Raw genomic sequence first — 13,603 nt, forward strand, 5'->3', positions numbered from 1 at the left:
GGCTCGCTCCCACAAAAAACACACACGGTGATTGCCCCGAGCACCAGCCGCTGCCTAGCAGCGGCTTTTGTATTTTCTGAAATAACGAAGTGGAGAGCCGCATGGTTCCCGTAATCGCCCTGGTGGGCCGACCGAACGTCGGCAAGTCCACCTTGTTCAACCGCCTGACCAGGACTCGCGACGCCATCGTCGGCGACTTGTCCGGTCTGACCCGTGATCGCCAATACGGTGAGGCCAAGTGGCAAGGGCGTTCCTACATTCTGGTCGACACCGGCGGTATCTCCGGTGACGAGCATGGTATGGACGAAAAAATGGCCGAGCAGTCGCTGCTGGCCATTGAAGAAGCAGATGTTGTTCTATTCCTGGTAGATGCCAAGGCCGGTTTCACCGCCGCCGACCAGATGATCGCCGAGCATTTGCGCAAACGTAACAAGCGTTCCTACGTGGTTGCCAACAAGGTCGACAATATCGACCCTGACATGGCCCGCGCCGAATTCGCCCCGTTGGGCATGGGCCACGCGATCCCGATCGCCGGTGCCCATGGCCGTGGCATCACGCAGATGCTGGAAATCGCCCTGAGCGAATTCCCGAAAGACGAAGAAGAGCCGGAAGAAGGCGAGGAAGAGATCGTTGCCGAAGGCGAGGAAGCCAAGCGCATTCCTGGCCCGAGCGAAAAAGACGGGATCAAGATCGCCATCATCGGCCGTCCGAACGTGGGCAAGTCGACCCTGGTCAACCGCATGCTCGGTGAAGACCGGGTGATCGTGTACGACCAACCCGGCACCACCCGCGACAGCATCTACATCCCGTTCGAGCGTAACGACGAGAAGTACACGCTGATCGACACCGCCGGTGTGCGCAAGCGCGGCAAGATCCACGAAGAAGTCGAAAAGTTCTCCGTGGTCAAGACCTTGCAGGCGATCAAAGACGCCAACGTGGTGATCTTCGTGATGGACGCCCGCGAAGGCGTGGTCGATCACGACCTCAACCTGCTGGGCTTCGCCATTGAATCGGGTCGTGCGCTGGTTATCGCGATCAACAAGTGGGACGGCATGACCCCGAGCGAGCGCGACTTCGTGAAGGTCGAGCTGCAACGTCGGCTGTTCTTCGTCGACTACGCCGACATCCACTTCATCTCGGCCCTGCACGGCACTGGCGTGGGCAACCTGTACGCCTCCGTACAGAACTCGTTCAAGTCGGCTGTTACTCGCTGGCCAACCAACCGCCTGACCCAGATCCTGGAAGATGCGGTTGGCGAGCACGCGCCGCCGATGGTCAACAACCGCCGGATCAAGCTGCGTTACGCTCACCTGGGTGGCGCGAACCCGCCGATCATCGTGATCCACGGTAACCAGATCGAAAAAGTGCCGAAGTCGTACGTGCGCTATCTGGAGAACACTTACCGCCGTGTGCTGAAGCTGGTCGGTACGCCGATCCGCATCGAGTTCAAGGGCGGCGAGAACCCGTACGAAGGCAACAAGAACTCGCTGACAGACCGCCAGGTCAACAAGAAGCGTCGCTTGATGTCGCACCACAAGAAGGCCGACAAGAAGCGCCGCGACAAGCGTTGATTCAGGTTTTTCCCGTGGGATCGAAAGGGCGCCGATGGCGCCCTTTTTCATGCCTGCCGTTTGGGCTATCCTCGGGCTCTCCCGCGCCGACGTTAGAGCCGGGTGCAGAGCAGGGATTCCTCGATGATCACCAGTAAGCTGCCGAATGTCGGCATCACCATCTTCACTCAGATGTCTCAGCTCGCGGCGCAAACCGGGGCGCTCAACCTGTCCCAGGGTTTCCCCGATTTCGATGCCCCGCAGGCCCTGTGCGATGCGGTCGGTCGGCATATTGCCAGTGGCCACAACCAGTATTCGCCGATGACCGGCCTGCCGGCGCTGCGTCAGCAGATTTCGGCAAAGATTGCTCGTAGCTATGGCGTGAACGTCGATGCCGACAACGAGATTACGGTCACTCCAGGCGCGACCCAGGCGATCTTCTGCGCGATCCAGGCGGTTATCCGCAGCGGCGACGAAGTGATCGTCTTCGATCCGTGCTACGACAGCTACGAGCCCTCGGTGGAACTGGCCGGCGGTCGTTGCGTGCATGTGCAGCTCGGGCTCAATGATTTCTCCATCGACTTCCAGAAACTGGCCGAGGCGCTTACCCCGCGCACGCGCATGATCGTGCTGAACTCACCGCACAATCCAAGCGGGGCGCTGATCAGCCGCGCCGAGCTGGATCAGTTGGCGGACCTGATTCGTGATCGCGATATCTACCTGGTCAGCGACGAAGTCTACGAACACCTGGTGTTCGACGGCGTGGCCCACGCCAGCGTACTCAATCATGAAGAGCTTTATCAGCGTGCCTTCGTGGTCAGCTCGTTCGGCAAGACCTATCACGTCACGGGTTGGAAAACCGGCTACGTGGTCGCACCAGCGGCCCTCACGGCGGAACTGCGCAAGGTGCACCAGTACGTGAGTTTCTGCGGCGTGACACCGCTGCAATACGCCTTGGCCGACTTCATGGCCGAGCATCCGGAACACGTCGAAGAATTGCCGGCGTTCTACCAGGCCAAGCGCGATCTGTTCTGCGATCTGCTGGCGCCTTCGCGCTTCAGTTTCACCCGGGCTACCGGTACCTATTTCCAGCTGGTCGACTATTCACAGATCCGCCCCGACCTCAATGACGTCGAAATGGCCCTGTGGATGACCCGCGAACATGGCGTGGCGAGTATTCCGATCTCGGTGTTCTACCAGACGCCACCGGTCGGCCAGCGCCTGGTGCGCCTGTGCTTTGCCAAACGTGAGGAGACCCTGCGTGAAGCAGCGGAAAAACTATGCGTGATCTGAGTGCACTGCCGAACCTGACCGTTGCGCTGATCCAGACCACCCTGGCCTGGCACGACCGCCAGGCCAACCTGGAGCATTTCGAAGCGCTGCTGGAGCAGGCCCGTGGCGCTGACCTGATCATTCTGCCGGAGATGTTCACCACCGGTTTCTCCATGGAGTCCGAGACCCTCGCTGAAGCGGAAAACGGCCCCACCAGCAAATGGCTGCGGGCTCAATCAGCGAAGCTCGATGCGGTGATCACCGGCAGCGTGATTGTGCAGGCCGCCGATGGCAGTCATCGCAACCGCCTGTTGTGGGCACGCCCGGACGGCGAAGTGTGGCACTACGACAAACGCCACCTGTTCCGCATGGCCGGTGAACATAACCACTACACCCCGGGCGAGCGCCAGGTGCAGTTCGAGCTCAAGGGCTGGCGAGTACGGCCGCTGATCTGCTACGACCTGCGCTTCCCGGTGTGGAGTCGCGATGCCCAGGACACGGACCTGTTGCTGTACACCGCCAACTGGCCGGGCGCGCGGCGCCAGCACTGGAACCGGTTGCTGCCGGCGCGGGCGATCGAGAACTTGTGTTATGTGGCGGCGGTGAATCGCGTCGGCTCCGACGGCAAGGGCTTTGCTTATACCGGTGACAGCCAGGTGCTGGATTTCCAGGGGGAGACCTTGCTCAGTGCTGGGGAGGCGGATGGGGTGTTCAAGGTGACGCTGGATGCGGCGGAGTTGGCGGCTTATCGCACGCGGTTTCCGGCGAATCTGGATGCCGATACCTTCGAGTTCACCTGAGATTTTTGCTGCCTGACATGGCCCCTTCGCGAGCAAGCCCGCTCCCACAGTGGACCGTTGCGAACACAAATTTTGTGTACACCCACATACCCTGTGGGAGCGGGCTTGCTCGCGAAGGAGCCAGTTCAGACAGCACATAACCCGTAGGCAAAAAAAGGCCCCGAGGTTCTTACCTAGGGGCCTTTTGCTTTTCAGCATCGCTTAGGCGGCTTTAGCTTCCGGCTGGCTCAACGAGCGGTTCAACGCGCTAAACAGGGCCTTGAAGCTGGCAGTAGTGATGTTTTCATCAATACCCACGCCGTGCACCGCACGCTCACCATTCACACGCAGCTCGATGTAGGCCGCCGCCTTGGCATTGGTGCCCGCGCCGATGGCGTGTTCGTTGTAGTCCATGATTTCCACCGGAATCGGCAGACCGGCCACCAGTGCTTCCAGGGCGCCGTTGCCCTTGCCGCGCCAGTGCAGGTTGGTTTCGCCCTGGCCCTTGCTCGCCACTTCCACTTCGACGGCGCTGTTGCCGTTTTCTTCCTGCAGGCGATGGCTGACCAGCGCGTACGGGGTGTTGGCTTGCAGGTACTCGCTGATCAACAGCGAGTGGATCTGCTTGGCGGTCATTTCCAGGCCCAGGCGATCGGTTTCACGCTGCACGACCTGGCTGAACTCGATCTGCATGCGACGTGGCAAGCTGATGCCGTATTCCTGCTCCAGCAGGTAGGCGATACCGCCCTTGCCCGACTGGCTGTTGACGCGGATGACCGCCTCATAGCTGCGGCCGATGTCGGCCGGGTCGATCGGCAGGTATGGCACTTCCCACAAGGCATCGGATTTCTGCTGGGCGAAGCCCTTGCGGATCGCATCCTGGTGCGAGCCGGAGAACGCGGTGTGCACCAGGTCGCCGACGTACGGGTGACGTGGGTGCACCTGGATCTGGTTGCACTCTTCGACGACCTTGCGCACGCCGTCGATGTCGGAGAAGTCCAGCTGCGGGTCGAGACCCTGGGTGTACATGTTCAGGGCCACGGTCACCAGGTCGACGTTACCGGTACGCTCGCCGTTGCCGAACAGGCAGCCTTCGACACGGTCGGCACCGGCCATCAGGCCCAATTCGGTGGCCGCAACGCCAGTACCACGGTCGTTGTGGGTGTGCAGGCTGATGATCACGCTGTCACGACGGTTGATGTGACGGCCGAACCATTCAATCTGGTCGGCATAGATGTTCGGGGTCGCGCATTCGACGGTGGCCGGCAGGTTGAGGATCATCTTGTGCTCGGGCGTCGGGTTCCAGACCTCGATCACCGCGTCGCAGACTTCCTTGGCGAATTCCAGTTCGGTGGCGCTGAAGGTTTCCGGCGAGTACTCGAAGGTCCACTCGGTGTCCGGCTGCATGGCCGCGTACTTGACGAACAGCTTGGCCGCGCTGACGGCGATTTCCTTGATCCCGTCCTTGTCCTGGTTGAAGACAATGCGGCGGAAGGAAGGGGAGGTCGCGTTGTACAGGTGCACAATGGCTTTCTTCGCCCCGCGCAGGGATTCGAAGGTGCGCTCGATCAGGTCTTCACGGCCCTGGGTCAGCACCTGGATGGTGGTGTCGTCCGGGATGTGGCCGCCTTCGATCAGGGTGCGCACGAAGTCGAAGTCGGTTTGCGAAGCGGCCGGGAACGACGCTTCGATTTCCTTTACGCCGACCTGCACCAGGGTTTTCCAGAAGCGCAGTTTCTTGACCGCGTCCATCGGCTCGATCAGCGACTGGTTGCCATCACGCAGGTCGGAGCTGCACCAGATCGGCGCGGCGGTGATGGTCTTCGACGGCCAGGTGCGGTCCGGGATATCGATGGTCGGGAACGCGCGGTATTTCGAAGACGGGTCTTTGAGCATGCTCATCGGGAAATCCTTATTGTGTGGGCCGAAAAAAGGCGGCCTGCCGGTGGATCAATATGTTCTTGGAGTAACGCTGGGATGAGGCGCCGCGATTCAGCCCGGCAGTCGAGCGCTGACAAGGCACAGACTGCGGTGCTGACGAAGCTGAATGAGGGTGTGAGAGGTTTTCATGCCTTCAACCCTAACCGCGGGGGGGAAGGATGGCAAGCAGTCGAAAAAAATTGAGAGGAATCCTCTTCAGGGCATCTGTAACGAGATTTTATTGCGGTGAATCCGGGTGATCATCAGGTTGCTTGCGCGAGGTTTGAGCGATGCGCAATTGAAGGTTTCAGCGCCGGCTGTTGGTGGCGGGGCTATTCTTAAAGCCTCGACTGGCAAACAAGGAGTCGGCAATGAACGAGTACGATTGGAAGCTATACAGCGTATTGCGACCGCTGGCCCATGAGCGGATGTGCACCCGGATCATGTCCGACGTCGAAAAGATCGTGCTGGACAAGAGCGTCGCACCCTATGAACGGATCGATGCCAGTGAGGAGTTGCTCAAGGCTGGGCAAAAAGAGCTGTATTGGGCCTTTGGTGTGTTCAGGTTTTCACGGCATGAAGCGCGGTCGCATTTGCTGGGGCTGTGCGCGCGGGAGTTGATCACGGCCGAGGAGCTGAGCGGGTTTTCGCCGGAAACACAGGAGTGGGTGAGGCACTGCCTGGCGGATCGGGAGGCTCATGGGATTGAGGATCTGGATGCGGAATAAATGGTTGCCTGTGACGCCGCCTTCGCGAGCAAGCCCGCTCCCACATTAGAACGCATTTCAATGTGGGAGCGGGCTTGCTCGCGAAGAGGCCGGTCGCCTCACCGTACTGTTAAGGCTGAAACGCGCCGATAAAGATCGCCGGATCTACCCGCGCATCATTCAAGCTGACATTCCAGTGCATATGCGGCCCCGTCGCCCGGCCAGTCGCTCCAACTTTACCCACCACGCCACTGCGAGCCAGCTGCTGGCCCACCTTCACGTCAATCTTCGACATGTGGCAGAACATGCTGATGAAGCCTTGGCCATGGTCGACAAACACCGTGTTGCCATTGAAGAAGTAGTTACCAATCAGGATCACCTTGCCTGCGGCCGGGGTCTTGATCGGCGTGCCGGCTGGCACGGCAAAATCCAGGCCCGAGTGCGGATTGCGCTCTTCACCGTTGAAGAACCGGCGCACGCCGAACTTGCTCGACAGCGGGCCGTTGACCGGCTTGTCCAGCAGCAGGTTGCTCGGTGTATTCGGGCTGAACGTGCGGTAGGCCGCGATCTGCTCGGCCAGCTCGCGCTCGATGCGCTTGAGATTGTCCGGGTCAGGATTGACCTGTTGGGTGTTCTTGAGGGTGATGCGCTGTTCCGGGTACTTCTTGTTGCCAACGGTGAAACCCAGGTTGCGCCCGCCGCTGCTGATCGACTGTGCACCCGGCTTGACGGTCAGCGGCACGCCAACGATGGCCAGCCAGTTGTTCTGTTCCTTGACCACCAGCACCGGTTTGCCCTGGTAGCTGGCTTTAGGCGCTTGCGCGGAACTGCCCAGGTCGACCACCGCCACACCGCCCGGCACCGGTTTGTTCAACAGGCGGGTGATGTAGCTGTCGGCGTGGGCGTTGAGGGTCAGGCACAGCAACAACAATGGAGCTAAAAAGCGCGGCATGGATCAATCCAGTAGAGAAAGTGTGACGGGCGTCAGGTGATTGTCTTCGACCCGCACGTGCAGTTCGCCTTCACCCAGTTTGGCCTTCAGGCGCTGGCCCGTGTGGGTCTGAGCGGCGCTGCGGATCGCCTGGCCACGCTCGTCGAGCAAAATGCTGTAGCCACGGCCGAGCGTCGCCAGGGGGCTGACCACATGCAGCGTCTGCATCTGGCTCTGCAGTTGCAGGCGCCGGCTTTTCAGGCCCTCGCGGATGGCCCGGGGCAGGCGTTCGGCGAGGCTGTCGAGACGTTGGCGCAGCATCGCCAATTGCCGGCCCGGATGCTGCCCGGCCAGGCGGGTTTCCAGGCGGATCAGTCGTTCGCGGCGGGTGTTGAGGCTGCGTTCGAAGGCGCGGCGCATGCGCATGTCGAGGTCATCCAGGCGTTGCGCTTGCTGGCGCAGGCGTTCGCCGGGATGGCGCAGGCGCCGGGAAATACCTTCCAGGCGCAGCCGGTCGCGCATCAGGCGATCGCGCATGCGCATCACCAGGCGTCGATGCAGGCTTTCGACGCGGCGCACCAGGTCGCTGGAGTCCGGTGCGAGCAATTCGGCGGCGGCCGATGGCGTGGGTGCGCGCACGTCAGCGACGAAGTCACTGATGGAGACGTCGGTTTCATGCCCGACGGCGCTGACGATCGGCGTCACGCAGGCATCCACGGCGCGGGCCACGGCTTCTTCGTTGAAGCACCAGAGGTCTTCCAGCGAACCGCCGCCGCGGGCCAGGATCAACGCGTCGAAGCCGCGCGCATCCGCCAGTTTCAGGGCGCGGACAATCTGCGTGGTGGCTTCACGCCCTTGCACGGCGGTCGGGATCAGGGTCAGTTGCACCTGCGGCGCGCGGCGGCGGAACACGCTGATGATGTCGCGGATGACCGCGCCGGTGGGCGAGCTGATGATGCCGATGCGCTGCGGATGCGCCGGCAGCGGTACTTTTCGCTCGGCGCTGAACAGGCCTTCGGCGCTGAGTTTTTCCTTCAAGGCATCGAAGGCCAGGCGCAATGCGCCATCACCGGCCGGCTCCACGGTATCGAGGATCAGCTGGTAATCGCCGCGTCCTTCGAACAGCGAGACCTTGCCCCGTACCTTGACGGCCAGGCCATCCTTCAAGGCTTGCCGCACCCGCGCGGCGTTTTGCCGGAACAGTGCGCAACGCACTTGGGCGCCGCTGTCCTTGAGGGTGAAATACACATGGCCCGACGCTGGACGGGCGAGGTTGGAGATTTCGCCTTCGACCCAGATGTTGCTGAAAACGTCTTCAAGCAACACCCGTGTGCGGCCGTTGAGCTGGCTGACGGTGAGGACTTCGCGGTCCAGGCCGAGTCTTGCAAAGGGATCTTTAATCATGGGCGCATGATAAAGGTCTCCTGCCCAATGCACGACCCCCTTGTAGGAGCTGCCGAAGGCTGCGATCTTTTGATGTTGATTTTCAAGAGCAAAAGATCGCAGCCTGCGGCAGCTCCTACAGGGATAGGTGGACATGTTGGTTGATTTGCTTGGGCAATGGAATTTTGGGACTGTGGACTGGCTGGTAATCGGGCTAGGCATCGCCCTGGCCTACATCGTGTTCGGCATCGCGGGCTTCGGTACCGCGCTCGTGGCCGGGCCGATTTTGCTCCTGTTCATGCCGCTGTCGAAGATCGTGCCCTTGCTGGTGCTGCTGGATTTTGTCGCGGCCTTCGGCAATCTGTTGCCTTCACGGCGCGATGTGGCAAAACCGGAGCTGCTGCGATTACTGCCGTGCATGGCTGTGGGCTGCACCCTGGGCGTGATCTTTCTGTTGAACCTCAAGTCCGATCTGTTGCTGCTGTTGATGGGGCTGTTCATCAGTGCCTATGCCATCTACAGCCTGTGGATCAAAACCCGCCCGGCGCAATTGTCTGCCGCCTGGGCCTTACCGATGGGCACCGTGGGCGGGATGTTCGGGGCGTTGTTTGGCAGTGGCGGCTTTCTCTACGCGATCTATTTGAACAGCCGCTTGCCCAAGGAGGCGGCCCGGGCGACCCAGAGTGCGCTGATCAGTTGCAGCACGGTGGTGCGCCTGAGCCTGTTCATTGTCGCGGGCGTCTATGCCGAGCTACCCTTGTTGGTGCTGGCGCTGTGTTTGCTGCCGGCCATGGCCCTGGGCCTGTGGATCGGTCGACGGTTGACCATGAAGTTGTCGCGCGAAGCGTTCGTGCGGCTGGTGACCTGGCTGGTGCTGGCCAGTGGCATCGCCTTGATCGGGCGTTACTTGAGTACTTGACCTGTGAATCCCCGGGCTTAAGCTGCCGGGCTTCTTTCAAAGCGTTGCAGCAGGCCGCCCCATGAATTCCCAAAGCATCATTGTCCCGAAAATCTCCACGCTGCCGGTGCACGAGCCCCGGGCCCGGGCGATCGTGCGTTGGCTGGTGCGCAAGAACATCATCAACGAAGAGCTGACCACCTGCGGCCGCACCGGCAATCGCATGGCCCACGCCATCGGCGAGGGTGCCCGGGAGGTGGTCCTGCACCCGCAAGCCCTGCCGTTCGGCGAGCCGGTCAATGGCCTGGAGATCGTCACCAAGCGCTGCATCTATACGCCGGCCAAGGGATTCCTCGGCGAGGCCGGTTGTGCCGAGTGTCGCAAGGAGATCGGGGAAGCGCTGTTCGAAAGCCTCGAAGACTGGATGCCCGGGCGTACCGACAACTTCACTTGCCCGGAATGCGGGCACGAAGACGACATCAACGGCTTTCTGTACCTGCAGGAGTGCGGCTTTTCCAACCTGGGCTTCATCTTCAACAACTGGGCCGAGGCGGGGTTCAAGCAGAGCTTTCTCGACGAGTTTGCCGATTGGCTGGATCAACCGGTGAGTTGGGTGAAAGTGGAGTTGTGACAGGTCTGATGGACCGCGTTATCGTTCATCGCTGGCAAGCCAGCTCCTACAGGATCGCGTCGAATTTGTAGGAGCCGGCTTGCTGGCGATGCTCTTCAAATGTCCCGTCGATCACCGTATCGATAATAGACAGAGTTTTACATTGAACCCGAGGGGGTGTCTGACTATAATGGCGCGCTTCCATTTTCCCGCTCGGGAGCCCCCGCGATGCTGCGTATCAGCCAAGAAGCTCTGACATTCGACGACATTCTCCTAGTGCCCGGTTATTCCGAGGTGCTTCCTAACGAAGTCAGTCTCAAGACCCGCCTTACCCGTGGCATCGAGCTGAATATTCCACTGGTTTCCGCCGCCATGGACACCGTCACTGAAGCCCGTCTGGCAATTGCCATGGCTCAGGAAGGTGGTATCGGTATCATCCACAAGAACATGACCATCGAGCAGCAAGCTGCCGAAGTGCGCAAGGTCAAGCGTTACGAAGCCGGTGTGGTCAAGGACCCGATCACCATCGACGCCGACGCCACCGTGCGCGAATTGTTCGAACTGACCCGCATGCACAACATCTCCGGCGTTCCGGTGCTGCACAATGGCGACCTGGTCGGCATCGTGACCTCCCGTGACGTGCGTTTCGAGAACCGTCTGGAAGCCACTGTCCGTGAAGTGATGACGCCTAAAGAGCGTCTGGTCACGGTCAAGGAAGGCGCCGACAAGAACGATGTGCGTGAACTGCTGCACAAGCACCGCATCGAGCGCGTGCTGATCGTCGACGACAAATTTGCCCTCAAAGGCATGATGACCGTCAACGACATCGAAAAAGCCAAGGCTTACCCGCTGGCCAGCAAGGACGATCAAGGTCGTCTGCGCGTGGGTGCTGCAGTCGGTACCGGTAAAGACACCGGTGACCGCGTTACCGCGCTGGTCGCTGCCGGCGTTGACGTGGTGGTGGTCGACACCGCCCACGGTCACTCCAAAGGCGTGATCGACCGCGTTCGCTGGGTCAAGCAGAACTTCCCTGAAGTGCAGGTGATTGGCGGCAACATCGCCACCGGCGCTGCCGCCAAGGCCCTGGCCGAAGCTGGCGCTGACGCAGTCAAGGTCGGTATCGGCCCAGGCTCGATCTGCACCACCCGTATCGTCGCCGGAGTCGGCGTCCCGCAAATCAGTGCCATCGCCAACGTCGCCGCTGCCCTTGAAGGCACTGGCGTACCGTTGATCGCCGACGGCGGCATCCGTTTCTCCGGTGACCTGTCCAAGGCCATCGTAGCCGGTGCCTCCTGCGTGATGATGGGCTCGATGTTCGCCGGTACCGAAGAAGCGCCGGGCGAGATCGAACTGTTCCAGGGTCGTTCGTACAAGGCATACCGCGGCATGGGTTCGCTGGGCGCCATGTCCCAGGCCCAGGGCTCCTCCGATCGTTACTTCCAGGACTCTTCGGCTGGTGCCGAGAAACTGGTTCCGGAAGGCATCGAAGGGCGTGTGCCGTACAAGGGCACCCTGAGCGCGATCATCCACCAGTTGATGGGCGGCCTGCGCTCCTCGATGGGCTACACCGGCAGTGCCGACATCGAAGAGATGCGCACCAAGCCTGAGTTCGTGCGGATCACCGGCGCTGGCATGGCCGAGTCCCACGTCCACGACGTGCAGATCACCAAGGAAGCGCCAAACTACCGCGTAGGTTGAGCCTTCAAGCAACACATCAAGCAACCGGGGCTGTTTTATTCAGCCCCGAGTTGTTTCTGAATCACGACTGTGTCCGAATTTTTTAGACGAGACTGAATCATGGCCCTCGACATTCACGCCCACCGCATCCTGATCCTCGACTTCGGTTCCCAGTACACCCAACTGATCGCCCGCCGCGTGCGTGAAATCGGCGTGTACTGCGAACTGCACCCGTTCGACATGGACGAAGATGCGATCCGCGAATTCGCTCCTAAAGGCGTCATCCTCGCCGGTGGCCCAGAGTCGGTTCACGAAGCCAACAGCCCTCGCTGCCCGCAAGCTGTTTTCGACCTGGGCGTGCCGGTCTTCGGTATCTGCTACGGCATGCAGACCATGGCCGAGCAACTGGGCGGCAAGGTTGAAGGCTCCGAGCTGCGTGAGTTCGGTTACGCCCGCGTCGACGTGGTCGGCAAGAGCCGCCTGCTCGACGGCATCGAAGACCACATCGACGCCGACGGCCTGTTCGGCCTCGACGTGTGGATGAGCCACGGTGACAAAGTTACCCGCATGCCGGAAGACTTCCATATCCTGGCCAGCACCCCGAGCTGCCCGATCGCCGGCATGTTCAGCGACGAGCGTCGTTACTACGGCGTGCAGTTCCACCCGGAAGTGACCCACACCAAGCAGGGCGGTCGCATCCTGTCGCGTTTCATCCTCGACATCTGCGAGTGTGAAGCCCTGTGGACCCCTTCGAAGATCGCTGAAGACGCCATCGCCCAGGTTCGCGCCCAGGTCAGCACCGACAACGTCCTGCTCGGCCTGTCCGGCGGTGTGGACTCGTCCGTGGTTGCCGCGCTGCTGCACAAGGCCATCGGCGACCAGCTGACCTGCGTATTCGTCGACAACGGCCTGCTGCGCCTGCACGAAGGCGAGCAAGTGATGGCCATGTTCGCCGAGAACATGGGCGTCAAGGTGATCCGCGCCAACGCCGAGGAGCAGTTCCTCGGTAACCTGGCCGGCGAAGCCGACCCGGAGAAGAAGCGCAAGATCATCGGCCGTACCTTCATCGACGTGTTCGATGCCGAATCCTGCAAGCTGGACAACATCAAGTACCTGGCCCAGGGCACCATCTACCCGGACGTGATCGAGTCGGCTGGCGCGAAAAGCGGCAAGGCCCACGTGATCAAGTCGCACCACAACGTGGGCGGCCTGCCGGAAGAGATGAACCTGAAGCTGGTCGAGCCACTGCGCGAACTGTTCAAGGACGAAGTCCGTCGTCTGGGCCTGGAACTGGGCCTGCCGTACGACATGGTCTACCGTCACCCGTTCCCGGGCCCGGGCCTGGGCGTGCGCATCCTCGGTGAAGTGAAGAAGGAATACGCCGACCTGCTGCGTCGTGCCGACCACATCTTCATCGAAGAACTGCGCAAGGCCGACTGGTACCACAAGGTCAGCCAGGCGTTCGTGGTGTTCCAGCCGGTGAAATCGGTTGGCGTGGTGGGCGATGGCCGTCGTTACGCCTGGGTCGTGGCCCTGCGTGCCGTGGAAACCATCGACTTCATGACCGCACGTTGGGCACACCTGCCTTACGAACTGCTGGAAACCGTTTCCGGCCGTATCATCAATGAAATCGAAGGCATCTCCCGCGTCACCTACGACGTGTCGAGCAAGCCGCCAGCGACCATTGAGTGGGAGTGATCCCGCACCAGCCTTGAAGGGTTGATCGCAGGATAAAAAGCCGTGTGAACGAGAGTTCACGCGGCTTTTTGCATTGGAGCCGGCCGTACCTGCGGCCCGTCGTCACGTCCGCTTTGCTGTTTCTTTCGCAACTGCGGGTGTATCGTATTCGCCTTTTGCGGCCCCCGGGCCTGTCGTT

The 13,603-nt window shown here is 61.1% G+C and carries 11 protein-coding genes; 8 read left to right on the forward strand and 3 right to left on the reverse strand.

Annotated elements, in window-relative coordinates:
• Positions 1-101: 101 nt before the first annotated feature.
• The 3 genes from der (at position 102) to DKB71_RS05770 (ending at position 3,622) form a co-directional block, all read left to right on the forward strand.
• A complete protein-coding gene (gene der / locus DKB71_RS05760) occupies positions 102-1,571 on the forward strand; it encodes a ribosome biogenesis GTPase Der (protein ID WP_274077259.1) in 1,470 nt (489 codons plus the stop codon).
• A 123-nt stretch (positions 1,572-1,694) separates the two neighbouring features.
• Entirely contained in the window at positions 1,695-2,843 is a 1,149-nt protein-coding gene (locus DKB71_RS05765) for a pyridoxal phosphate-dependent aminotransferase (RefSeq protein ID WP_274077258.1), read from the forward strand.
• On the forward strand, positions 2,831-3,622 hold the full coding sequence (locus tag DKB71_RS05770; RefSeq protein WP_408599846.1) for an amidohydrolase: 792 nt from the start codon (positions 2,831-2,833) through the stop codon (positions 3,620-3,622). The genes DKB71_RS05765 and DKB71_RS05770 overlap by 13 nt, the downstream gene beginning before the upstream one ends.
• Positions 3,623-3,823: 201 nt before the next feature.
• On the opposite strand, the gene leuA is transcribed toward DKB71_RS05770, so the two are convergent.
• Positions 3,824-5,503: a 2-isopropylmalate synthase gene (leuA, locus tag DKB71_RS05775; protein WP_274077256.1), complete on the reverse strand. Its 1,680-nt coding sequence runs from the start codon at positions 5,501-5,503 to the stop codon at positions 3,824-3,826.
• Positions 5,504-5,892: 389 nt separating this feature from the next.
• Here leuA and DKB71_RS05780 point away from each other — a divergent pair, with 389 nt between their 5' ends.
• Positions 5,893-6,249 carry a hypothetical protein gene (locus tag DKB71_RS05780; protein WP_274077255.1) on the forward strand — a complete coding sequence of 119 codons (357 nt, stop codon included), beginning with the start codon at positions 5,893-5,895 and terminating at the stop codon, positions 6,247-6,249.
• Between the two features lie 109 nt (positions 6,250-6,358).
• Here DKB71_RS05780 and DKB71_RS05785 read toward each other — a convergent pair whose 3' ends face one another.
• Positions 6,359-7,180 carry a peptidoglycan DD-metalloendopeptidase family protein gene (locus DKB71_RS05785; protein WP_408599848.1) on the reverse strand — a complete coding sequence of 274 codons (822 nt, stop codon included), beginning with the start codon at positions 7,178-7,180 and terminating at the stop codon, positions 6,359-6,361.
• Between the two features lie 3 nt (positions 7,181-7,183).
• Positions 7,184-8,563: an exodeoxyribonuclease VII large subunit gene (xseA, locus tag DKB71_RS05790; RefSeq protein WP_408599849.1), complete on the reverse strand. Its 1,380-nt coding sequence runs from the start codon at positions 8,561-8,563 to the stop codon at positions 7,184-7,186.
• A 133-nt stretch (positions 8,564-8,696) separates the two neighbouring features.
• Here xseA and DKB71_RS05795 point away from each other — a divergent pair, with 133 nt between their 5' ends.
• The 4 genes from DKB71_RS05795 (at position 8,697) to guaA (ending at position 13,425) form a co-directional block, all read left to right on the forward strand.
• Positions 8,697-9,461: a sulfite exporter TauE/SafE family protein gene (locus DKB71_RS05795; protein ID WP_408599850.1), complete on the forward strand. Its 765-nt coding sequence runs from the start codon at positions 8,697-8,699 to the stop codon at positions 9,459-9,461.
• 61 nt (positions 9,462-9,522) lie between these two features.
• Positions 9,523-10,071, forward strand: coding sequence for a sugar ABC transporter ATPase (locus DKB71_RS05800; RefSeq protein WP_274077251.1), 549 nt, complete (start codon positions 9,523-9,525; stop codon positions 10,069-10,071).
• 207 nt (positions 10,072-10,278) lie between these two features.
• Positions 10,279-11,748, forward strand: coding sequence for an IMP dehydrogenase (guaB, locus tag DKB71_RS05805; protein ID WP_274077250.1), 1,470 nt, complete (start codon positions 10,279-10,281; stop codon positions 11,746-11,748).
• A gap of 99 nt (positions 11,749-11,847) precedes the next feature.
• Positions 11,848-13,425, forward strand: a complete 1,578-nt coding sequence (gene guaA / locus DKB71_RS05810) for a glutamine-hydrolyzing GMP synthase (RefSeq protein WP_408599851.1) — start codon at positions 11,848-11,850, stop codon at positions 13,423-13,425.
• The last annotated feature ends 178 nt before the right edge of the window (positions 13,426-13,603 follow it).

This window comes from Pseudomonas sp. PLMAX, assembly GCF_046042685.1.
In the GTDB taxonomy this organism is placed as follows: Bacteria; Pseudomonadota; Gammaproteobacteria; order Pseudomonadales; family Pseudomonadaceae; genus Aquipseudomonas; species Aquipseudomonas putida_AE.